At 70.8% G+C, this 19,515-nt stretch carries 22 protein-coding genes; 7 read left to right on the top strand and 15 right to left on the bottom strand.

Annotation, left to right across the window (positions count from 1 at the left end; translation table 11 throughout):
- From VKG64_20325 to VKG64_20305, 5 genes are all read right to left on the bottom strand, one after another.
- Nucleotides 1–267 (bottom strand): Hpt domain-containing protein (locus tag VKG64_20325; protein ID HKB27388.1); only part of this gene is annotated, 267 nt, incomplete at its 3' end.
- Nucleotides 268–292: 25 nt separating this feature from the next.
- Nucleotides 293–2,068 (bottom strand): methyl-accepting chemotaxis protein, encoded by a 1,776-nt coding sequence (locus tag VKG64_20320; protein ID HKB27387.1) that lies wholly within the window; start codon nt 2,066–2,068, stop codon nt 293–295.
- Entirely contained in the window at nt 2,065–3,360 is a 1,296-nt protein-coding gene (locus VKG64_20315) for an ABC transporter substrate-binding protein (protein HKB27386.1), read from the bottom strand. Before VKG64_20315 ends, VKG64_20320 begins: the two co-directional genes overlap by 4 nt.
- Before the next feature lie 2 nt (nt 3,361–3,362).
- The gene (locus tag VKG64_20310) at nt 3,363–3,818 is read right to left on the bottom strand and encodes a chemotaxis protein CheW (GenBank protein ID HKB27385.1); all 456 of its coding nucleotides are present in this window, start codon (nt 3,816–3,818) and stop codon (nt 3,363–3,365) included.
- Nucleotides 3,815–4,177 (bottom strand): response regulator, encoded by a 363-nt coding sequence (locus VKG64_20305; protein HKB27384.1) that lies wholly within the window; start codon nt 4,175–4,177, stop codon nt 3,815–3,817. The genes VKG64_20310 and VKG64_20305 overlap by 4 nt, the downstream gene beginning before the upstream one ends.
- A 296-nt stretch (nt 4,178–4,473) precedes the next feature.
- Between VKG64_20305 and VKG64_20300 the strand changes: the two genes are divergently transcribed.
- From VKG64_20300 to VKG64_20275, 6 genes are all read left to right on the top strand, one after another.
- Nucleotides 4,474–5,250 carry a tetratricopeptide repeat protein gene (locus VKG64_20300; protein ID HKB27383.1) on the top strand — a complete coding sequence of 259 codons (777 nt, stop codon included), beginning with the start codon at nt 4,474–4,476 and terminating at the stop codon, nt 5,248–5,250.
- A complete protein-coding gene (locus VKG64_20295) occupies nt 5,247–5,657 on the top strand; it encodes a hypothetical protein (GenBank protein ID HKB27382.1) in 411 nt (136 codons plus the stop codon). Before VKG64_20300 ends, VKG64_20295 begins: the two co-directional genes overlap by 4 nt.
- 60 nt (nt 5,658–5,717) lie before the next feature.
- Nucleotides 5,718–6,512, top strand: coding sequence for a hypothetical protein (locus tag VKG64_20290; protein ID HKB27381.1), 795 nt, complete (start codon nt 5,718–5,720; stop codon nt 6,510–6,512).
- 89 nt (nt 6,513–6,601) lie between these two features.
- On the top strand, nt 6,602–7,699 hold the full coding sequence (locus VKG64_20285) for a Zn-dependent alcohol dehydrogenase (GenBank protein ID HKB27380.1): 1,098 nt from the start codon (nt 6,602–6,604) through the stop codon (nt 7,697–7,699).
- A gap of 30 nt (nt 7,700–7,729) precedes the next feature.
- Entirely contained in the window at nt 7,730–8,272 is a 543-nt protein-coding gene (locus tag VKG64_20280; GenBank protein HKB27379.1) for a VOC family protein, read from the top strand.
- Nucleotides 8,273–8,287: 15 nt separating this feature from the next.
- A complete protein-coding gene (locus VKG64_20275; protein HKB27378.1) occupies nt 8,288–9,352 on the top strand; it encodes an alpha/beta hydrolase in 1,065 nt (354 codons plus the stop codon).
- On the opposite strand, the gene VKG64_20270 is transcribed toward VKG64_20275, so the two are convergent.
- From VKG64_20270 to VKG64_20225, 10 genes are all read right to left on the bottom strand, one after another.
- Complete coding sequence (locus tag VKG64_20270) at nt 9,338–10,333, bottom strand: amidohydrolase family protein (GenBank protein HKB27377.1); 996 nt, start codon at nt 10,331–10,333, stop codon at nt 9,338–9,340. The genes VKG64_20275 and VKG64_20270 overlap by 15 nt on opposite strands.
- Nucleotides 10,334–10,347: 14 nt before the next feature.
- Nucleotides 10,348–11,067: an ABC transporter ATP-binding protein gene (locus VKG64_20265; protein HKB27376.1), complete on the bottom strand. Its 720-nt coding sequence runs from the start codon at nt 11,065–11,067 to the stop codon at nt 10,348–10,350.
- The gene (locus VKG64_20260; protein HKB27375.1) at nt 11,057–11,743 is read right to left on the bottom strand and encodes an ABC transporter ATP-binding protein; all 687 of its coding nucleotides are present in this window, start codon (nt 11,741–11,743) and stop codon (nt 11,057–11,059) included. Before VKG64_20260 ends, VKG64_20265 begins: the two co-directional genes overlap by 11 nt.
- A gap of 47 nt (nt 11,744–11,790) precedes the next feature.
- Nucleotides 11,791–12,456 carry a Rieske 2Fe-2S domain-containing protein gene (locus VKG64_20255; GenBank protein HKB27374.1) on the bottom strand — a complete coding sequence of 222 codons (666 nt, stop codon included), beginning with the start codon at nt 12,454–12,456 and terminating at the stop codon, nt 11,791–11,793.
- A 15-nt stretch (nt 12,457–12,471) separates the two neighbouring features.
- Entirely contained in the window at nt 12,472–13,509 is a 1,038-nt protein-coding gene (locus VKG64_20250; GenBank protein HKB27373.1) for a 2Fe-2S iron-sulfur cluster binding domain-containing protein, read from the bottom strand.
- Nucleotides 13,506–14,684: an LLM class flavin-dependent oxidoreductase gene (locus VKG64_20245; protein HKB27372.1), complete on the bottom strand. Its 1,179-nt coding sequence runs from the start codon at nt 14,682–14,684 to the stop codon at nt 13,506–13,508. The genes VKG64_20250 and VKG64_20245 overlap by 4 nt, the downstream gene beginning before the upstream one ends.
- Nucleotides 14,685–14,697: 13 nt before the next feature.
- A complete protein-coding gene (locus tag VKG64_20240) occupies nt 14,698–15,678 on the bottom strand; it encodes a branched-chain amino acid ABC transporter permease (GenBank protein ID HKB27371.1) in 981 nt (326 codons plus the stop codon).
- Complete coding sequence (locus VKG64_20235) at nt 15,675–16,535, bottom strand: branched-chain amino acid ABC transporter permease (protein ID HKB27370.1); 861 nt, start codon at nt 16,533–16,535, stop codon at nt 15,675–15,677. Before VKG64_20235 ends, VKG64_20240 begins: the two co-directional genes overlap by 4 nt.
- A 100-nt stretch (nt 16,536–16,635) precedes the next feature.
- On the bottom strand, nt 16,636–17,862 hold the full coding sequence (locus tag VKG64_20230; GenBank protein HKB27369.1) for an ABC transporter substrate-binding protein: 1,227 nt from the start codon (nt 17,860–17,862) through the stop codon (nt 16,636–16,638).
- A gap of 12 nt (nt 17,863–17,874) precedes the next feature.
- Nucleotides 17,875–18,414 carry a VOC family protein gene (locus VKG64_20225; GenBank protein HKB27368.1) on the bottom strand — a complete coding sequence of 180 codons (540 nt, stop codon included), beginning with the start codon at nt 18,412–18,414 and terminating at the stop codon, nt 17,875–17,877.
- A 95-nt stretch (nt 18,415–18,509) separates the two neighbouring features.
- Between VKG64_20225 and VKG64_20220 the strand changes: the two genes are divergently transcribed.
- Nucleotides 18,510–19,394, top strand: coding sequence for a TauD/TfdA family dioxygenase (locus VKG64_20220; GenBank protein HKB27367.1), 885 nt, complete (start codon nt 18,510–18,512; stop codon nt 19,392–19,394).
- Nucleotides 19,395–19,515: the final 121 nt, after the last annotated feature.

Below are 19,515 nucleotides of genomic sequence, written 5' to 3'. Positions count from 1 at the left end.
CGCGCGCGCGGCGGGCGACGCGCCGGCCGCGCTCTCGACCGTTTCCTCCATGGCGGTGGCGAGGGCCGCCACCTGCGGGAAGCCGTTGAGCGCCGCGGCGCCCCGCAGCCGGTGCGTCACGACCCGCAGCTTCTCGAGGCTCTCGGCCCCGCCGTCGGCCGGCGTTCCCTTGAGCGCGCGGAGGCCCTCTTCCACGGCGGCGAGGGTGTCCCACGCCTCCATCAAGAAGACGCTCCGCAAGAACTCGCTGTCGATGCCCTCGGCCACGCGGCGCCTCCGGGCGAGCGGCTCCTCAGGCGGCCAGTTTGAACCGCGAGAGGCTCGCCATCAGCTCCTCGGCCAGCCGGACCAACTGGTCCATGGTCTTGCGGGTCTCGACGACGGCCTTTTCCGTGTGAACCGCCACGCCCGCGATCGACTGGACGGCGACCGCGGCGTCCTCCACGCCGCGCACCTGTTCCTGCGTCGCCCGCGAGATGTCGTTCGCCAGCGCGGCGGACTTCTGCGAGATCTCGCCGATCTGGTGCAGGCTCGTGCCGGCCTCGACGGTGACCTTGTAGCCGGTTTCGACTTCCTTGGTGCCTTCCTCCATCGCGAGGACCGCCTGCTGCGTCTCGGTCTGGATGCTCTTGATGAGGACCACGACGTCCTTGGCCGCCTTGGACGAGCGCTCGGCGAGCTTGCGGACCTCGTCGGCCACGACGGCGAAGCGGAGGCCCGACTCGCCGGCGCCCGCCGCCTCGATGGCGGCGTTGAGCGCCAGGAGGTTCGTCTGCGACGCGATCTCCTCGATCGTGTTGACGATCTCCGAGATCTCGAGCGAGCGGTCGGCGAGGCTCTTGATCTTCTTCGAGATCCCCTGCACCTCGCCGCGGATCCGCTGCATGCCGGCCAGGCTCGCCTGCGTCGCGTGCTCGCCCTTCGCGGCGGAGTCGTGCGCGAGCCGCGCCGCCGCGGCCGCCGCCTCGGCGATCTCGGCCACGCGCCGCATGGAGCGCGTGAGCCCCTCCATCGTGCCGCTGAGGCCGACGGCCTCGCGCGACTGCGCCTGGGCGCCGGCCGCGGTCTGCTCCATGGCGCCGATCATCTCGCTGGCGTTCGCGTTCACCTGCTGGGCAGCCTCGCGCACGCCTTCGATGATCCCCGCCAGCTCGCCGACCATCACGTTGATGGCGTCGACGACGCTGCCGAGGACGTCGGAGGTCACCTCGCCCCGCCGCGTGAGGTCGCCCTGCGCGATCTCGGTCGCCGCCTCGAGGAAGCGCGTGATGTTCTTCTGCAGGTCTTCGCGCTTCTTCCGCTCCTCGTCGCGCTCGGTCTCGGTCTGCACCAGCGAGCGCAGCCGCACGACGGTGTCGTTGAACGTCATCGCGAGCTGACCGATCTCGTCGTGGGACGAGACGGGCACCAGCTTCGAGAGATCCCCGTGGCCCACGCGCTCGGCCACGCGGACCACCTGCACCACCGGCTTCGTGATGCGATGGGCGAAGACGACGCCGGCCAGGACCGCGAGGACCGCGATGCCGCCGAAGACGAGCAGCAGGTACCGGCCGGACCGGGCGGCGGCCGTGGTGATGATCGACTTGTCCATGCCCACGCGGACCGTTCCCAGCTGACCCGCGAGCACCGGCACGCCGATGTCGATGATCCGCTGCTCGGCGCCCGTGACCGGATCGGGATACGCGATCTCCTTGATCTGCTGCGCCGCCTCGCCGGGCACCGCGTTCCTCTCGACGATGCCGGCGGGGACCAGCGGCGAGAAGGTGTGCGCGACCAGCGTCTTGTGCGGGTCGTACACCATGACGTACTTGACACCGCTGATGGCGCCGAACTGGTCCACGACCGCCTGCACCGTGGAGGCGTCGCGCGTGAGCAGGAGGTCGACGCCGGAGCTCGCCAGGCTCTTGGCGATCGCGGAGCCCTTGGAGGTGAATTCCTCGGTCATGCTCTTCGTCAGCGCCTGGACGGAGATCCACCACGTGATGGCCGCCAGCGGCACGAGGGCCGCGGCCAGGAACAGGATGATCTTCGTCAGGAGACCGAATCGGGGCTTGCGCTGTTTGTTCATGCTTTCACCGCAGCGGCCCAGTCCACGACCGGGACCCACCGTCCGTTCTCGACGCGGGTGAAATACACGCTGTCCAGTCCCTGATGCCGCTCCGGCCCGAAGGTGAGCGGCGCGCCGATGCCGAGGTCGAAGTTCCTCAGCGACTCGAGCGCCTGCCGGAAGCCGGCGCGCGTCGGACTCGGTCCGGCGCGGCGCAGACCCTCCACGATCACCTTGGCGTTGACGAAGCCCTCGAGGCTGCGGAAGTTGAAGAGCTCGGGCACGTACTTCGGGTCGCGCAGCGCGTCCGGCACGGACGGCTTGTGCTTCTCCATGAGCGCCCGGTACTCGGCGACGCCCGGCAGGCTCACGTCGTCGTAGCTCGGCACCACCTGCGAGTTGATCAGCGCCGGGGTGTAGTCGCGCCCGGTGACCGCGCCGTGCTTCAGGAGGAGGCTCAGCATCGCCTCGCAGCCGACGAACGAGACGTTGGAGATCGGCACGGTCCAGCCCAGGTCGCGCGCGGTCCTGGCGAAGGCGCCGCAGCCCTGATAGGCGCCGGTGCAGAGCACCACGTCCACGCCGGCCTGCCGGAGCGCCTTCACGGCCGGGCTCATGTCGTCCTCGAACTTGGCGCCCCGGACGTAGGTGGCCTCGGCGACGATCTTGGCCCCGCGCTGGGCGAGCCCGCGGGCCACGCCGTCGGTCCCGCTGCGGCCGTACGCGTCGATCTGGTAGTAGACGCCGAAGGACCGGGCGCCCGCCTGCCAGAAGCGCTCGACCAGCGCCATCATCTCCTGCCGGTAGGAGGCGCGGATGTTGAAGACGTGCTCGACGTAGGGCTCCTCGCGCTGGGGCTGGGCGCCCGTGAAGTTGCCGACCAGGATCACCTGCTGGTCCGCGTAGCGCTTGATCACGGGCAGCGCGCGCGTGAGCGTCGGCGTGCCGACGTAGTTCGAGAGGAAGAAGACCTGCTCCTTCTCGATGAGCTGGATCGTGTTCTTGATGCACGGCGTCGGCTCGTAGCCGTCGTCGAGCGCGACCATCGAGAGCGTGCGGCCGTGCACGCCGCCGCGCGCGTTGACCTCGGTGTACAAGGCCTGCGCGCCGCGATACAGCTCGGTGCCGAGGCCCGCCGAGGGCCCCTTGAACGCGGCGCTCACGCCGATCTTGATGTCCCTCCCGGTGACGCCGGGCGCGCTCGCGGTCCCACCCCGCCCCGGCGTCTCGGCCCACGCCCGCGGGGAGCCGCCCGGCAGGAGGCCGCCGACCAGCGCCCCGGACAGGATCTGGAGAACGGTCCGCCGTTCCATCGTCAGCCCTCCGCTCGCAATGCACGCAGGAGCCTGGCCGGATCGAGCAACGGGACGAGGCGATCCTCGCGGCGCAGGAACCCGAGCGCCCACTCGCCGTGGGTCTGCGGGCCCGCGTCCTCGAGCGGCGTGACCCCGGCGAACGCTTCGAGGCCGAGGACCTCGTCGATGACCAGGGCCGCCTCGAGCCCGTCGGCCGCGACGACCAGCGTCCGCAGTCGTCGCCCGCCTCGGCCCGCCGGCAGTCCCAGCAGGGCCCGGGCGTCCGCGATCGGCACCACGTCGCCGCGGAGGTTCGCGGCGCCGATGACGTGACGCGAGGCCCGCGGCACCGTGGTCCACCCGTCGAACACCGTCAGCTCCCGGATCCGCGCGACGTCGAGCGCGAACGGCTCGCCGGCGAGCGTGAACACGCAGGCCCGGACCGCGGCGGTGACGTCGAGCAGACCCGTCGTCACCGCAGGAACCGGCGGACGGCCGTCAGCAGCTGCTCGGCCGTGAATGGCTTCGGCAGGTACTCGTCCGCGCCCTGCCGGAGGCCCCAGGTGCGATCGCTCTCCTGGTTCTTCGAGCTCACCACGACGACACGCGTCTCTCGGGTGCGCTCGTCCCTTCGGAGGCCGCGGAGCGCGTCGAAGCCGTTCCGTTTTGGCATCACGATGTCCAGCAGCACGACGTCCGGCCGTTCCGTCGCGATCCTGTCTTCGAGCTGGTCGCCGTCGAGGTACGTCACCACGTCGTGACCCGCCGACCGGAGAATGGCCTCCATCACCTGGAGCTCCGAATACGCGTCGTCGACCACCATGACCTTGCCCATCGACCCCGGCCTCCTTCCGAAAATGCCGTGCTGGTGTCAGCCGGACATTGGAGGTGCAACCGGGCTGCCAATACCGGAAATTCCAAGCGGATTTGGCCGTGAGACTCGCGGGGGTGTGAAGAAAGTCGGAGCCGACGCCCCCCGGTTTTGCGGTCCCGCCGGTCCCCTCATAGTGACAGCGGGTCACTTTTGCTCATGCCACCCTGGCCTGGAGGCCATCACGGATGGCTCGGAACGTTGGATTTTCAACGGGGACGTGTATCTGGCGGGGAACTTGAATGTCCGGGAAAAGCGTCATGGTGCTGACACGCATCTGGAGCAGGCGGTCGCCGACGGTCATGGAGCTCTTCCTGCGCGCGAGGCGTCTTCGCGATCAGGGGCGGTTCGAGGAAGCGGCGATTCTCGTCACCGAGGGACTGCGACTGGATCCCGACAACGCCGTCGGGCACCTCCTGGCGGGCTCCCTCCACGCTGCGCTCCGGGAGATGGACATGGCGCGGGCCGCGTTCGAGCGCGTCCTGGCGTTCGAGCCGACTCACCCGCGCGCGTTGCTGGGGCTCGCCCGGATCGCCCTGGAGAAAGGTGACGCCGGCTACTGCAAGGATCTCCTCACCCGCGCACTGGCGCGCTACCCGGACTTCCCCGAAGCCCGGGCGCTGCTCGACGTCGTCCAGAGCCCCGTCGCGAGCGCTCCCGCGACCCGCCCGGCGCAGCCGGCCGACGGCATCAGCGCGGACCGGCTGCACGTGCCCGCCGAGACCCACGAAGTGCTGGTCGCGCGGGTCGACGGCACACCGATCGTCGCCCAGCCGAGGGGACTGCGGACTCCGGAGCTGACCGCGCGCGTCGCGCAGCTGTGTAAGATCGCTTCCGCGATGCTCGCGCGGTGCGGGCTCGGACCGCTGCAGCACGCCGTCATCGACGGCGGCGGCGAGACGACGCTCCTCCGCGCCGACGGCGAGATCGTCCTCTCGATCGCGTTCAGCCGCGACATGCGGCCCGCCACGGCCCTCACCCACCTGGACCGGGTGTGGGGCAATTGCCGCACCGAGCTGGCGAACCGAGTCGCGTGATGACGACCAACGGCGCCGTCAGCGCCTCCCCCGACGCGCGCCCGGCGCGCGGCCGCGACCTCCGCGAGGTGCTCGGCCAGCTCGTGAGGCTCGACCACGTCCGCGGCGGGCTGTTCGTCGCCCCCGACGGGCTCGTGATCGCGGCCCAGCTTCCCGGCGAGGTCCCGGTGGAGCCGCTGTCGGCGCTGGCGGCCACGCTCGGCCGCGAGCTCGAGCTGCGGGGGCCCCGTGTCCGACGCGGCATCGCCATGATGGCCGAGTTCGCCGCCGGCAACGGGACCGTCTTCCTCGGCGGCACGCCGGTGGGCTTCATCGTCCTGCTCGGTGATCCCGGGGTGAACCTGGACACGATCAGGCACGCGCTGCAGACGGCCATAGACTCCGTCCGTCAGGCGTGGACCCGCTGACCGCTCGGCGCTGACCCTCCTCCCGCCCGGCGGCCGACGGGTGTAGCATCGGCATCGGGCATGTCGAGCCGGCGAATCGCGCTCAAGGACCCGAGCCGTTTCAAGGACCCCGCGGGCCTCACCTGGGAGCGCTACATCGCGCTCCAGGCCCGCGAGCGCGAGCGGTACCTCGCCGAGCGGGCGGCCATCCCCCGGGACGCGCTCGAGTTCAGGACCGTCAGCCCGCGCTACGTCGAGCGCGCGATCGATCAGTTCGCGAACAACTACTACTCCGAGGAATCGGCGACGCACTACATCGCGACCGCCGCGGCCGGGGCACCCTTCGAGGAGCTCAAGAAGTGCTGTCTGTTCCAGCTCGCCGACGAGCAGCGCCACCTGGAGATGGACACCGAGGTCTTCGAGCGCGCGGGGATCCCCGCGCGCGACTGGCTGCCGGCCTGGGAGCAGCCGGGCACGACGTGCCGCTTCTTCCGCCACGTGCTGACGCTCGAGGATCCCATCGAGATCATCGTCAAGGCGAACTTCGTGGCCGAGGGCGCCGCCGGGCCCGGCACCTTCACCGTCCTCGCGGACGGCGCCGAGGCCCGCGGCGACCTGCTCTCCGCCGTCAACCACCGCGCCCGGCTCCGCGACGAGACCCGCCACATCAGCTATGCGCGCGCGCTCGTGAAAGCGCTGGTCGAGGAAGACCCCGCGAACCTCGACGTGATCCAAGCGTGGCAGGACGAGAGCCTGCGCCTCTTCGTCGAGGTGGCCAGGGGCGGCGAGCGCCGCGAGTGGTGGGAGGGCTTCCTCACCTCGTACTACAAGATCGCCGCGCCGCTCGGCCTCCGCCCCACGCCGCTCCCGCTCTAGGTCACACGCGGACGCCGCGGGCCGCCGACTTGCGGAGCCGCCCGGATTCGCAGAGACTACCCGCGACGACATCCGGCGGGAGGGCGGCCATGCGCGTGACGGCGGCGGTCCTGTACGACACGAGGAAGCCGGTCGTGGTGGAAGAGGTGGAGCTCGGCGAGCCCGGCGCGCACGAGGTGCTCGTGCGGTGGGCGGCGAACGGCGTCTGCCACAGCGACCTGCACGTGATCACGGGCGACTACCCGCATCCCCTGCCCGTGGTGCTCGGCCACGAGGCGGCCGGGGTCGTCGAGCAGGTCGGCCCGGGCGTCGAGACGGTGACGCCGGGCGATCACGTCTGCTCGAGCTACATCCCGTCGTGCGGCAAGTGCTGGTACTGCATCGGCGGCCAGCCCACCATGTGCGCGCTGCGCGACAAGCCCCGCTGGTTCATGCTCGACGGCACGCCGCGGTTCCGGAAGAACGGCCAGGGCCTCCACCACTTCCTCCAGGTCTCGGGCTACGCGACGCATTCCGTCCTGCCGGAGGAAAGCGTCATCCCCATCAGGAAGGACGCGCCGCTCGACGTCGTGTGCCTCGTGAGCTGCGGTGTCCTCGCCGGCGCCGGGCCGGTCTTCAACCGCGCCAAGGTACCGCCCGGCGCGAGCGTGGCCGTCTGGGGCTGCGGCGGCGTGGGCCTGAACACGATCCAGGCGGCGCGCCTCGTGGGCGCGGGGACGATCATCGGCGTGGACGTGGTGAAGCAGAAGCTCGCCTGGGCCGAGGAGTTCGGCGCGACGCACGTCGTGGACGCCTCGCACGAGGACCCCGTCGCGCGCGTCCAGGCCCTCGCCGGCCGGGGCGGCGTGGACTTCGCCTTCGAGGCGGTGGGCACCCAGCGGACGATCGAGCAGGCGCTCCTCGCGACCCACCGCGGCGGCACCTGCGTGATCGTCGGCGTGTCGCCGGCCGGCACGCGGCTCTCCGTCGATCCCTCGCTGCTCCTGCAGCAGCGCGTGCTCACGGGGAGCTCGTTCGGCGGCGGGCACCAGCGGACCGACGTGCCCATGCTGATCGATCTCTACATGAGCGGCCGGTACCGCCTCGACGAGCTGATCAGCCGGCGCCTGCCGCTCGGCGAGCTGAACCACGCGTTCGACCTGATGCTGCGGGGCGAGGTCAAGCGCAGCGTCGTCGTCTACGAATAGCCCGGCGCCCGAGAGAAGGAGGATCGCGCGATGCCGCCCAGCAAGCTGGCCCACGTCGTGTTCCAGACGAACCGGATCCCCGAGATGCGCGACTGGTACTGCGCCGTGCTCGGCGCCGGGGTGATCTACGAGAACGATCACCTCTGCTTCGCGACGTACGACGACGAGCACCACCGCGTGGCGTTCCTCAACTTCGGCCCGCTGGCGCCGAAGGACACGAACACCGAGCTCGGCGTCAAGGCCTCCGAGCAGCCCGGCCTGCACCACACGGCGTTCACCTTCGCGTCCATGCAGGACTTCCTCGACAACTACGTCCGCCTGCGGGACCGCGGCATCCGCCCCTTTTTCTGCGTCAACCACGGGCCGACGACCTCGATGTACTACCGGGATCCCGACGGCAACCGCGTCGAGCTCCAGATCGACAACTTCGCCACCGCCAAGGAAGGCCAGGACTGGCTCCGGACGCCGGCGTTCGATCGGAACCCGATCGGCGTCGAGTACGACCCCGACGCGCTGGTCAAGCGCTTCCGGGCCGGCGTGCCGGTGGCGGAGCTGATCGCCCGCGGCGACTGACCCGGGAGCGCTCGCGTGGCCGACGATCTGCTGAAGGAGACGATCCGGCTCCGCTATCCGCGCCTGCTCGCGTCGGGCGTGGACTACAACGACGCCCAGACGGTCCTCGGCCGGATCCGGCGCTTCGAGGACTGGTGCGCGGAATGGGTCGCGATGGCGCGGGCGCACGAGCGCCTCGGTGACGAGGCGCTGCGCGAGGGCCGCGCGCTCACGGCGGGCGAGGCGTTCGTGCGGGCCGCGATCTACTACCACACCGGGCAGTCCGTCTTCTTCGACGATCCCGCCGAGAAGCGCCGGGTGCAGGAGCTCCAGCGCGACGCCTATCGCAAGGCGATGCCGCACCTGTCGCCGCCCGCGCAGCAGCTCGAGGTCCCGTTCGAGGGCATCGCCTTCACCGGGAACCTGCGCGTCCCGCGCGGCGTCCGGCCCGCCCCGTGCGTGCTGCTCAACCCCGGCGCCGACTCCACGAAGGAGGAGTTCTACACGCTCGAGAACGAGTTCCTCCGGCGCGGCGTGGCGACCTTCAGCTACGACGGCCCGGGCCAGGGTCTCACGTGGGCCGCGATGAAGCTCCGCCCCGATTTCGAGAAGCCGGTGGGCGCCGTGATCGACGTCCTCGCGACGCGCCCGGAGGTGGACGCGAGACATCTCGGCATCTGGGGACGGAGCTTCGGCGGCTACGCGGCGCCGCGCGCCGCGTCCTTCGAGCGGCGGCTCTCCGCCTGCATCAGCATCGGCGGCTTCTACGACCTCGCCGGCATCTGGGACCGGCTGCCGGCGAGCGTCAAGGACACCCTGCGGTTCGGGCTGGGCGTCGCGAGCCACGAGGCCGCGCGCGCGCGGGCCCGGGCCTTCACGCTCGCCGGGGCCCTCCCGGGACTCGCGTGCCCCTTCCTCATCGTCCACAGCGGGCTCGACACGGTGTGCCCCGTCGAGGAGTCCGAGCGGATCCGCAAGGAGGCCGGCGGGCCGACCACGCTCGTGGTCTTCCCCGAGGGCAACCACGTCTGCGACAACATCCCCTACAAGGCGCGCCCGCTGATGGCGGACTGGATGGCCCGCCGGCTAGAGGCCCAGTAGGCGCTCCACGTTCTTCGACAGGATCGCCTCTTTCTCCTCCCGCGACAGGCTCGTCATGGCGAGGATCCAGGACACGGGCCAGTCGAGCGCCATGTCGTAGGGCCAGTCGGTCCCGAACACGACCCGGTCGACGCCGACCGCGTCGATGAGGTAGCGCAGGGCCGGCTCGGTGTAGACGATGCAGTCGTAGTAGAAACGCCGCAGATACGCGCTCGGGGGCTTCGTGATGTGGACCCGCGCCTCGGCGCGCACCTGCCAGCCGTGGTCCATGCGCCCGATCCCGTAGCACGTGTACCCGCCGCCGTGGCCGAGCACGATCTTCAGATCCGGACACTCGTCGAGGACGCCGCCGTGGACCAGCGTGGCGAACGTCACCGCGCGGTCGACCAGGTTGCCGATGCTGTTCGGGAGGTGATAGCGCCTGCTCCGCGCGCTCACCAGCGTCTCGCCGCCCTGGTGGAAGAAGATCAGGGCGCCCAGCTGCTCCGCGGCCTTCCAGAAGGGCCGGAACTCCGGCTCCTCGAGCGTCTTGCCGTTGATGTGATCGTTGATCTCCACGCCCTTGAGGCCGACCCGGGTCATACACCGCTCGAGCTCGGCGATCGCCGCTTTCACGTCCTGCATGGGGAGCGTGCCGAGCCCGGCGAAGCGCCGGGGCCACGCGCGCGCCATGTCGCCGATCTCGTCGTTCGTGGCCCGGGCGGTCGCGACCGCGAGTGCCGTGTCGAGGTGGTAGTTGTAGAACCCGACGTAGGGCGAGACGACGTGGACGTCCACGCCGAGCGAATCCATGTCGGCGAGGCGCTCCTCCGGCGTCCACCTGGCGCGCGGCGGCAGCGGGTGCCGCTGGCCGCCGACGATGGCGACCGCCGCGCCCCGCGCATCCTTCTCGCGCGTGATGGTGTGCCAGTCGCCGCCGTTCTCCGTCGCGCGCCAGAAGCACTGGGGGGTCAGATGGGCGTGGATGTCGATGGAGCGCATGGATCTCCTTTCGGTCAGTAGATGCCCAGGTGCTGGCGCAGGTCCACGCCGCTCGTCCGGAGCTCCGCCACGGATCCCTGGACGACGACGCGGCCGCTGTTGAGGACGACGATGTCGTCGGCGACGTCGAACACCAGCTTGGGGTTCTGCTCGACGAGCACGATGGAGAGCCCCTGCGCCTTGAGGCGGCGGATGGTCGCCATGACCTCCGCGACGATCTGCGGCGCCAGGCCCTCCGACGGCTCGTCCATCAGGAGCACGCGCGGGTTCGACATCAGGGCGCGGCCGATCGCCAGCATCTGCTGCTCGCCGCCGGAGAGGGAGCCGGCGAGCTGCCCGTGGCGCTGGCGGAGGTGCGGGAAGATCGCGTAGACGGAGTCGAGCGTCCACAGCATCGGCAGGCCGCCGCGCGGCCTGCGCGCGGCCACCGCGAGGTTCTCGCGCACGGTGAGGCTCCGGAAGACCCGGCGCCCCTGCGGCACGAGCGCGACGCCGTGCGCGGCGATGGCCTCGGGGGCGCGACCCGTGACCGCGCGGCCGTAGACCGCGACCACGCCGCGCCGCGGGGGCAGGAGGCCGACGGTCACGTTCATGGACGTGGACTTGCCGGCGCCGTTGCGGCCGAGCAGGCCGAGCAGCCGGCCCTCCGGCAGACGCAGCGACACGCCGTGCAGCACGTGGCTGTCGCCGTAGAAGGCGTCGATCCCGTCGAGCACGAGCGCGTCACTCGCCAAGGTAGATCTCCCGCGTGCGCGGGTGGGCGACCACCTCGCCGCGCGTGCCCTCGACGACGACCTCGCCGAAGTGCAGGACGGTGATGCGCTCGGCGAAGTCGAGCGCCGTGTCCATGTCGTGCTCGATCATGACGATCGTCACGTCGCGCGGGATGCCCGTGACGAGCCGGAGCACGTCGCGCCGCTCCTCGACCGAGAGCCCGGCGAAGGGCTCGTCGAGCAGGAGCACCCGCGGGTTCTGGGCGAGCGCCATCGCGATCTCGACGCGCCGGCGCTCGCCGTAGGAGGTCTGGGCGAGCGGCCGGTCGGCGAGGTGGTCGAGCGCGACCCGCGCCAGCACCGCGCGCGCCCGCGCGATCAGCGCCTCCCGGCGCTCGAGCCTGACGATGGGGTTCCAGCGCAGGGGCGACAGGCCGAGCAGGGACAGCGTGACGTTGCGTAGCAGCGTCTCGTGCGGGAAGAGGGTGATGATCTGGTAGGTGCGGCCGATGCCGAGGTGCGGGCGCCGCCGGCTCGGCACCCGGGTGATGTCGCGATCGAAGAGCGTGATCGCGCCGCGGTCGGGCCGGAGCTCGCCGGTGATGAGGTTGAACAGCGTCGTCTTGCCGGCGCCGTTCGGGCCGATGATGAGCCGGCGCTCGCCCGGCTCGACGGCGAGGCTCACGGCGGCGGTCACGCGCAGGCCGCCGAACGACTTCTCGAGCTCCCGGACGGCCAGCGCGCTCAGCTGTCGAGCCCGACGTACAGCTCGCCCCGCTCCTCCTGCAGCCGATACCCCCGGAGCGCCGTCTGCGCGTCGCCCAGCGGCGCGCCGGTCCTGACGTCGAACTGCCACATGTGCTCGAGGCACGTCAGGACGGCGCCGTCGTGCACGCCCTGCTCGAGGGGCACCGCCTCGTGGGGGCACATCGCCTGGAACGCGACGAACGCGTCCCCGGTGTGGACGACGAGGACGCCGACGCCGTCGACGGCGAACTCCTTCATGCCGTTCGCCGGCACGTCGCCGGACGCGCACACGCGCGTCCACGCGGGCTCGCGCGGCGCGGGCGCCGCGTCCTGCTTCGCGGGCTCGATCGTGTTCGGCCCCGGCACCCCGGGGGCGTAGCGGAGACGCTCGACGGGCCGGCCGCCGACGATGTGCGAGGCGAGGATCTCCGGGAGGTCCGACTCCCGGACGCCCGCGTACCAGACGTCCTCGGGATAGACGACGATCATCGGGCCGTGGCCGCACTGCGAGAAGCAGCCGGACTTGTTGATGCGCACGTCCGCCTGCTTGCCGGCCTGGCGCGCCCCGTCGCGGAGGACCTTGACGAACTTCTCGACGTCGCCCTGCGTCGGGCACGTCTCGCCGCCCGTGCAGACGAACACGTGCCGATCGTACTGGCCCATCGCCGCTCCTTTCGCTCAGCTGAACTTGTCGTAGCGGATGTCGGCGGGCGGCAGCCGCGCCTCGCGCAGCAGCAGGCGCAGGCACGCGTCGACCATCGGGGGCGGCCCCGCGACGTAGGCGCGGACGTCGGCGAAGCGGCCCGCCATGCGCTCGCCGGCCACGACGTGGACGAGGCCCCGCGCGAACGCGAATCCCGGATAGGCGGCGGGCAGCGAGGCCGGCACGTCCTCGTCCGAGAGCGCGACGGTCACGGAGAGCCGCGCCGGGTACCGCGCCCGGAACGCCTCCAGCTCGTCGAGAAAAAAGCCGTCGCGCGCGGTGCGGACGCCGAAGAAGACGTGCCCGTCCCAGCCGGCGAAGTGAGCCTCCCGGCAGGCGAGCGAGAGGATCGACATCATGCCGGCGATCCCGCTGCCCCCCGCGACGCAGAGGACGTGCCTCGGCACCGGGGGATGGAACGTCGCGTGGCCGAGCGGCGCGAAGACGCCGAGGCGGGCGCCCTCGACCCCGTCGCCGAAGAGCCACTCGCTCACGGCGCCGCCGGGCTTCTTCTTCACCACGAACGACAGCCGCTCGGCGCGCCGGTCGAAGTTGACCATGGAGTAGGCGCGCGCCCCGGCGATCCCCGGCACGGTGAGGAGGGCGAACTGGCCGGCGGCGAAATCGAGCGCGCCGTCGAGGTCGAGGTCGAAGGCGACCACGTCGTGCGTCAGGGGCCGGCGCCCGCGCACGGTCCCCGCCAGGGCACGCGGCACGGGGGCGTCCGGCTCGCGCGACTTCAACGCCGCGACCTCGAGGGCGCAATCGTCCAGGGCCACGCTCTGGCACGTGAGCAGCTCGGCCTCGCCCTTGAGATACCGCGTGCCCGGCGCGGCGGGCCACTCGCTCTCGACGCGTCCGCTCACCAGCCGGGCCTTGCACGTGCCGCACGTGCCCGTGGCGCACTCGTAGGACAGCTCGACCCCGCCCCGGAGCGCGGCGTGGAGGATCTTCTCCCCGGCGGCGCACTCGAAGTCGCGCGCCCCGTTCCGCGCCTTGACGGCGATCTTCATCGGGCGTCAGGCGCGGGATGCGCGCGCGCCGCGACGGACCGCGGCGTGTACCGGGGCATCACTTCCGCCGTGAAGAGCTCGATGGATCGCATCGCGTGCTCGTGGGTGAGATCGCCCCACTGGAAGGAGCAGACGAAGTAGTTGGCCCCGGTCGCCAGGTACTCGTCCATGTATTCCCGCACCGCCGCCGGGGAGCCGGCCAGGGCCACGCCGCCCAGGCGGTTGGGATGGGGCCGGCCCGCCTGCTGGTCGAAGCGCTCGAGCTCGGCGTCGATGTCCCGCCGTAGCTCCCGGGTCGGCAACCCCGTGGGGCGGTCTCCGACGAAGCCGAACGAGCCGTCTTTGGTCGACATGAACTGGCTGAGCCCGCGCTTCTCCGCCTCGAGCCGGCGCGGGGCGGCGAGGTTCCAGCGATACTTCTCCCAGGCCGGCGTCGCGATCCTGATCGCCTCGTCGTCCGTCTCCGCCACCACCAGGTGGACGACGAGGCCGATCATCGGCGCGTCCCCCTGCACCGTCAGGGCGCCCACGCCCTGATGCTCCTCCCAGGTGGCGCGGTAGCGCGGGACCGCGACGGCGAGGCCGTCGAGCGAGCCGACGATGATGGTGTGCATCCCGTCCATCGCCGCGGTCACGGGATTGCGCATGTACCAGAGCGGTGGATACGGCGTCTGCAACGGGCGCAGATACATCGGGAGATCCTCGAAGCTGTGGAAGCGGCCGGCATACGTGAGCCGGTCGTGGCTGAGCCCTTCGCGGATGATCGCCAGCGTCTCGAGATACCGCGCGTAGTTGGTCTCGGGGTCGGCCTCCTGGCCCCAGAAGTAGGCCTCCATGACGCCGCCGCGGCCCACGCCGATCTCCAGGCGTCCGCCGCTCAGATTGTCGAGCATGCTGATCTCCTCGATCAGGCGGAGCGGATGGTGCAGCGGCAGCACGTAGACGCAGGGGCCGAAGCGCAGGTGCCTCGTGCGCTGGGCCACCGCGCCCAGGAACACGTTCTGGGACGGCGCGAGACTATGGATCGCGGGCGTGTGGTGCTCGGCCAGGTGATAGGCGTAGAAGCCGGCCGCGTCGAGGCGCTCGATCTGGAGGAGACGCTCGCGATAGATCCGATCGAGCCGCAGCCCCGGCACCGGCTCGATGTGGTCGAAGACGCCGAATCGCAGGGCCATGCGTTTCCCTATCCTACGCGTCTTCCGGGCCCGGCGCGCCCAGTCGCGGCGCCGCGCGCGGGCGTACCGCCGCGAGCGCCCAGCGCCCGAGGCGCGCCGTGCCCGGCACCAGCCCCTCGGGCATGAAGACGACGATGACGACGAAGATCGCGCCGAGCACGAAGTTCCAGCGCTCGATGTAGGCGCTCGCGACGTTCTTCATGATGACGACCAGCGCGGCGCCGGCGATCGGCCCGAGCAGCGTCCCCGTGCCGCCCGAGATCACCATCAGCAGCGCTTCGGCCGAGGCGGTGAGCGCGACCGCCTGCGGGCTCACGAACTGGTTGTAGTAGAGGAAGAGCAGCCCGGCGACGCCGCTCCAGAAGCCCGAGAAGACGAAGGCGAGGAAGCGGATCATCCAGACGTGGTAGCCGAGGGCGTTCATGCGCCGCGGCTGGTCCCGGGTGCCGCACACGCTCGCGCCGAACGGCGAGGCGGCGAAGATCGCCATCGAGACGACAGCGACGAGGAACACGACGAGCGTCGCCCAGTAGAACGCCGTCGGCGCGGCGAGCGAGAGCCCGAGCGGGCTCGGCCGGCCCCTGACGGAGATGCCGTTGTCGCCGCCGGTGATGCTGATCCAGCGATAGGCGACGCCCCACACGATCTGGCCGAGCGCCACGGTGATCATGACGAAGCCGAGCCCGGTGCCGCGCAGCGCCAGCGCCGCGAAGACCGCCGCGGCGACGAGCGTCACCGCCAGGGCCCCCGCCGCGACGGCCAGGTGGCCGGCGCCGGCGTTCATGATTCGCGCGCCGGCGTACGCGGCGATGCCGAACAGCCCGGCGTGGCCGAGCGTGACGAGGCCCGCGTAGCCGGCCAGGACGTTGATCCCGAGCGCGAAGATCGCGTAGAAGAGGATCTGGCTGGCGATGTTGACGTAATAGGTGCCGCTGACCCACAGCGGCACCGTCGCGGCGAGCGCGAGCGCGACGACGAGCGCGAGGCGCTTCATATCGCCTGCCGCCCGAAGAGTCCCTGCGGCCGCACCACCAGGACGATGAGCATCGGCAGGAAGAGCACGACGTAGGCGAGCTCCGGAAACATCGCCTGGCCGAAGTTGTAGAGGAAGCCGACGACGAAGCTGCCGACGAACGAGCCGAGCAGCGAGCCGCTGCCGCCGAGGATCACGACGACGAGCGCGAGCGGCAGCATCTCCTGATCGAGGCCGGGATAGACGGAGAGGATCGGCCCGCCGATGACGCCGGCGAATCCCGCGAGCCACGCGCCGAGGCAGAAGACGATCGTGAAGAGGCGAGAGACCCGGATGCCGACGACGCGCGCCATCGCGGGATCGTCGACGCCGGCGCGGATCATCGCCCCGAGGCGCGTACGATCGAGCAGCGCCCAGAGCACGGCGGCGAAGATCACGGCGATCCCGCTGATGGCGAGGCGATACGTCGGAAACGCGAGGCCGGCGAAGGCCGTCGCCCCGCGCAGCGCGGGTGGCGTGTCGATCCGGATCGGATCGCCGGTCCACACCATCAGACAGACGTCCGCGATCATGAACGAGAGGCCCAGGGTCACCAGCACCTGCGCGAGCTCGGCGCCCGGCAGCCGGCGCAGGATGAACCGCTCGACGATGCCGCCGAACGCGGCCACGCCGAGCCCGCCGACGACCGCCGCCGTCCAGAAATCGAAGCCGTGCGCGATCAGGGTCGTCGCGAGATACGCGCCGAGCATGAAGAACGAGCCGTGGGTCAGATTCGGGATCTTCATCAACCCGAAGATCAGCGAGAAGCCGGCGGACAGGAGAAAGAGGAGGCCGCCGAGCGTGACGCTGTTGACGGCGAGCACCAGCCACAGGCTCATCGCGTCCGATTCGAGCGGCGGCTTTGCCGCCGCAATCCTATCCTGGGGGAGGTCCTGGAGGGGGCCGTCGCGCCGAAAGGCGCGCCTGTGAGTCGCCCCCTCACGAGCGAAGCGGCGGATAGTCGCGCGAATACACCGGTTGCGAGAGGAACCACTTTTCGTCGTACGTCCAGAACTGACTGACCCTCGTATACGTCTTGATCGTGGTGTTGACCAGCTTGTCGCCCTTCTTCTCGCAGCGCCGGATATAGAAGTTGCCGACGACGTTGCCGAAGTGGTCGAACGTGAACGGTCCGCGTGGCGTGTCGATGAGGGACACCGAGCGCAGCGCCTGGACGAACGCTTCCCGGTCGTCGGTCTTGCCGCCCGTCTTCTCGAGCGCCGCTTCCGCGACCATCCCGTTGATGTAGAGACCGGCGGAGTAGGTGCCCGGGACGTTGCCGTAGTCACGCACCATCCCGTCGATGAGCCGCTTGTTGCTCGGAGTGTCGAGGTCGTTCGTATAGAAGTTCGACGAGATCATTCCGACCGCCTCGTCGCCGAACGACTTCAGGAGCGCATCGTCGCCGGCCGGCGCGCCGGCGAGGACCGGGAGCTTGAGTCCCGCATCGCGGTACTGCTTCATGAACTTCAACGGATTCGATCCCGCGAATCCCTGCATGACGGCCTCGGCGCCGCTGATCTGCGCGATGTACGGCGTGTAGTCCGGGGTCGTGAGCGGCGGCCACAGCTTCTTCACGATCCGGCCGCCCGCGTCCTCGAACACGCGCTGGAAGCCACCCATCTGCTCGTGACCGAACGCGAAGTCGTCGGCGAGCGTGATGATGCGCTTGTACTTCAGCTCCTTCGCCGCGTAGTCGGCCAGGGGGTGCAGGTACTGCGCCGAAGTGCCGGAGGCCCGGACGAAATAGGGGTTGGGCCGGCGCTGCGTCATGTCCTCCGCCGCGGCGAGTGAGAGGATCGGCATCTTCGCGGCCGCGGCATAGTCGGTGATCGCGAGCAGCTCGAACGCGGCGAGCGGACCGAAGATCATGTCGACCCCGTCGCGCTCGACGAGCTCTTGCGTCTTCGTCTTGGTGCCCGCGGGATTGCCGCCGGTGTCGGCGACGACGAGCTCGACCTTGCGGCCGGCGAGCGTGTAGTTCCGATCCTTGAGGAAGCGGGTGGTGCCTTGCTCCATCTGGATGCCGCCCGCTGCGAGCGGCCCGGTCTTCACGGTGAGGAGGCCGATCTTGACCGGCTTCTGCTGCGCAAACGCGGGCGCCGGCATCGCGGCCACCGCTCCCGTGCCGATCAGGAACCGACGACGAGTGAGTTTCAGCGCCATGGCCGTCTCCTTTCAGTCCCGCGTCGCGATTTCGAGCGTTTCCGGTGCGTCGTCCATCACACCGCCGACGGGCACGTGCCGGACCTTCTGCCAGAGTCGATCCACCTCGCCGAGAATCGCGTCGTCGGGTTGCTCGATGTCGATCGGGTTCGCGACGGGCACCCAGCTCGGCCGGCCCGTCACCCAGAACACTTCGGTGCGGTTGCCCTCGGGATCGAAGAAATAGCAGCCGATGGCGCTGGCGTGGTTGACGACGGCGTCGATCCGGTAGCCCTCGGCGACCAGGCGCCGGTGGAAGGCGCGGAGATCGTCGAGCGTGGCGACCCGCATCGAGATCTGCTGGATCAGGTGGGGATCGTCCGCGGAGGGTCGTCCCCGCATGAGCGCGATCTCGTGGTCCACGGCCTCCGGGTCCGCGCTCAGGAAAACCACACCGGCGCGCCAGTTCTGCTTGGTGACCCGCATGCCCAGGACGTCCCGGTAGAAGGCGACCATCCGCTCGAGGTCGCGCACGTAGATCCCGACGTGTCCGAGTCCCGTCACCCGTGCCATGGCGTCCTCCCGTGTGGTCCCGAGGATACTCGATCGGCGCCGCCGCGTGCCGCCGGGCTTTCGGGGCATAATAGCCGTTCAGAGGAGGCGCCCGCATGGCCCTGACGTTCCGACGGCTGCACCCGCGCTTCGTCGCCGAGATCGGCCCGGTCGATCTCCGCCGGGCTCACGACGGAGAGACGCTCGCCGAGATCCGCGCGGGGATGGACGAGCACGCCATCCTCGTGTTCCGCGACCAGCCGTTCACCGACGACGAGCAGCTCGCGTTCGCCCAGCGGCTCGACGGCCAGCTCCACACGCGGACGGGCAGCGCCGCCCTCGGCAAGAACCGCCTCGGCGACGAGGCGCTCTCCGACATCTCGAACGTCGCGGCGGACGGCGGCATCCTGGGATCGACGGACCGCCGCCGCATGTACACGCTCGGCAATCGCCTCTGGCACACCGACGCGTCGTTCGTGGACCCGCCCGGACGGTACTCGATGCTCTCGGCCAAGGTCGTCCCCGCCGTCGCGGCGGACACCGAGTTCGCCGACATGCGCTCCGCGTACGACACGCTGCCCGACGAGACGAAGGCGCGCCTCGAGGGCCTGCGCGTCCACCACTCGATCGCCCACTCGCGCCAGACGCTCGGGTTCGAGTTCTCCGCGGAGGAGCAGGAGAAGCTCCCGGGCGCCGTCCACCCGCTCGTCCGCACGCTCCCGCGCTCGGGGCGCCGGTCGCTCTACCTCGCGTCGCACGCGTCGCGGATCCTCGACTGGCCGGTCCCCGAGGGGCGGCTCCTCCTGCGGGACCTGATGGAGCACGCGACCCGGCCGGAGCTCGTCTACCGTCACGCCTGGCGCGTCGGCGACCTCGTGATCTGGGACAACCGCGCCACGATGCATCGCGCCTGCCCGTTCGACGACACGACATACCGCCGCGAGCTGCGCCGCGTGACGACCCTCGACGTCCCCGAGCCCGCGGCCGCCACGCGCGGCTGAGCCGCCCTAGTGTCCTGAGTCAGAAGTCCGTCGACGGACGCGCGGGGCGGGGGCACCTCCCCGGAACCGTTGCTTCTGGGGGTCGGCTGGACCGCAGACGTCGATATCGTGGCCCGTATGG

The sequence above is a fragment of the Candidatus Methylomirabilota bacterium genome (genome assembly GCA_035260325.1).
GTDB lineage: Bacteria > Methylomirabilota > Methylomirabilia > Rokubacteriales > CSP1-6 > AR19.
Note: the sequence above shows the minus strand (reverse complement) of the source record. Positions and strands in the feature narration are given on the sequence as shown.

Excerpts from the sequence above, each read along its gene's own strand:
- VKG64_20270 (HKB27377.1), bottom strand. The coding sequence starts at position 10,333 with ATGCGCTCCATCGACATCCACGCCCATCTGACCCCCCAGTGCTTCTGG.
- VKG64_20230 (HKB27369.1), bottom strand. The coding sequence starts at position 17,862 with ATGGCGCTGAAACTCACTCGTCGTCGGTTCCTGATCGGCACGGGAGCG.
- VKG64_20320 (HKB27387.1), bottom strand. The coding sequence starts at position 2,068 with ATGAACAAACAGCGCAAGCCCCGATTCGGTCTCCTGACGAAGATCATC.
- VKG64_20280 (HKB27379.1), top strand. The coding sequence starts at position 7,730 with ATGCCGCCCAGCAAGCTGGCCCACGTCGTGTTCCAGACGAACCGGATC.
- VKG64_20240 (HKB27371.1), bottom strand. The coding sequence starts at position 15,678 with ATGAAGCGCCTCGCGCTCGTCGTCGCGCTCGCGCTCGCCGCGACGGTG.
- VKG64_20285 (HKB27380.1), top strand. The coding sequence starts at position 6,602 with ATGCGCGTGACGGCGGCGGTCCTGTACGACACGAGGAAGCCGGTCGTG.
- VKG64_20315 (HKB27386.1), bottom strand. The coding sequence starts at position 3,360 with ATGGAACGGCGGACCGTTCTCCAGATCCTGTCCGGGGCGCTGGTCGGC.
- VKG64_20255 (HKB27374.1), bottom strand. The coding sequence starts at position 12,456 with ATGGGCCAGTACGATCGGCACGTGTTCGTCTGCACGGGCGGCGAGACG.
- VKG64_20225 (HKB27368.1), bottom strand. The coding sequence starts at position 18,414 with ATGGCACGGGTGACGGGACTCGGACACGTCGGGATCTACGTGCGCGAC.
- VKG64_20300 (HKB27383.1), top strand. The coding sequence starts at position 4,474 with ATGGTGCTGACACGCATCTGGAGCAGGCGGTCGCCGACGGTCATGGAG.
- VKG64_20290 (HKB27381.1), top strand. The coding sequence starts at position 5,718 with ATGTCGAGCCGGCGAATCGCGCTCAAGGACCCGAGCCGTTTCAAGGAC.
- VKG64_20245 (HKB27372.1), bottom strand. The coding sequence starts at position 14,684 with ATGGCCCTGCGATTCGGCGTCTTCGACCACATCGAGCCGGTGCCGGGG.
- VKG64_20220 (HKB27367.1), top strand. The coding sequence starts at position 18,510 with ATGGCCCTGACGTTCCGACGGCTGCACCCGCGCTTCGTCGCCGAGATC.
- VKG64_20235 (HKB27370.1), bottom strand. The coding sequence starts at position 16,535 with ATGAGCCTGTGGCTGGTGCTCGCCGTCAACAGCGTCACGCTCGGCGGC.
- VKG64_20250 (HKB27373.1), bottom strand. The coding sequence starts at position 13,509 with ATGAAGATCGCCGTCAAGGCGCGGAACGGGGCGCGCGACTTCGAGTGC.
- VKG64_20305 (HKB27384.1), bottom strand. The coding sequence starts at position 4,177 with ATGGGCAAGGTCATGGTGGTCGACGACGCGTATTCGGAGCTCCAGGTG.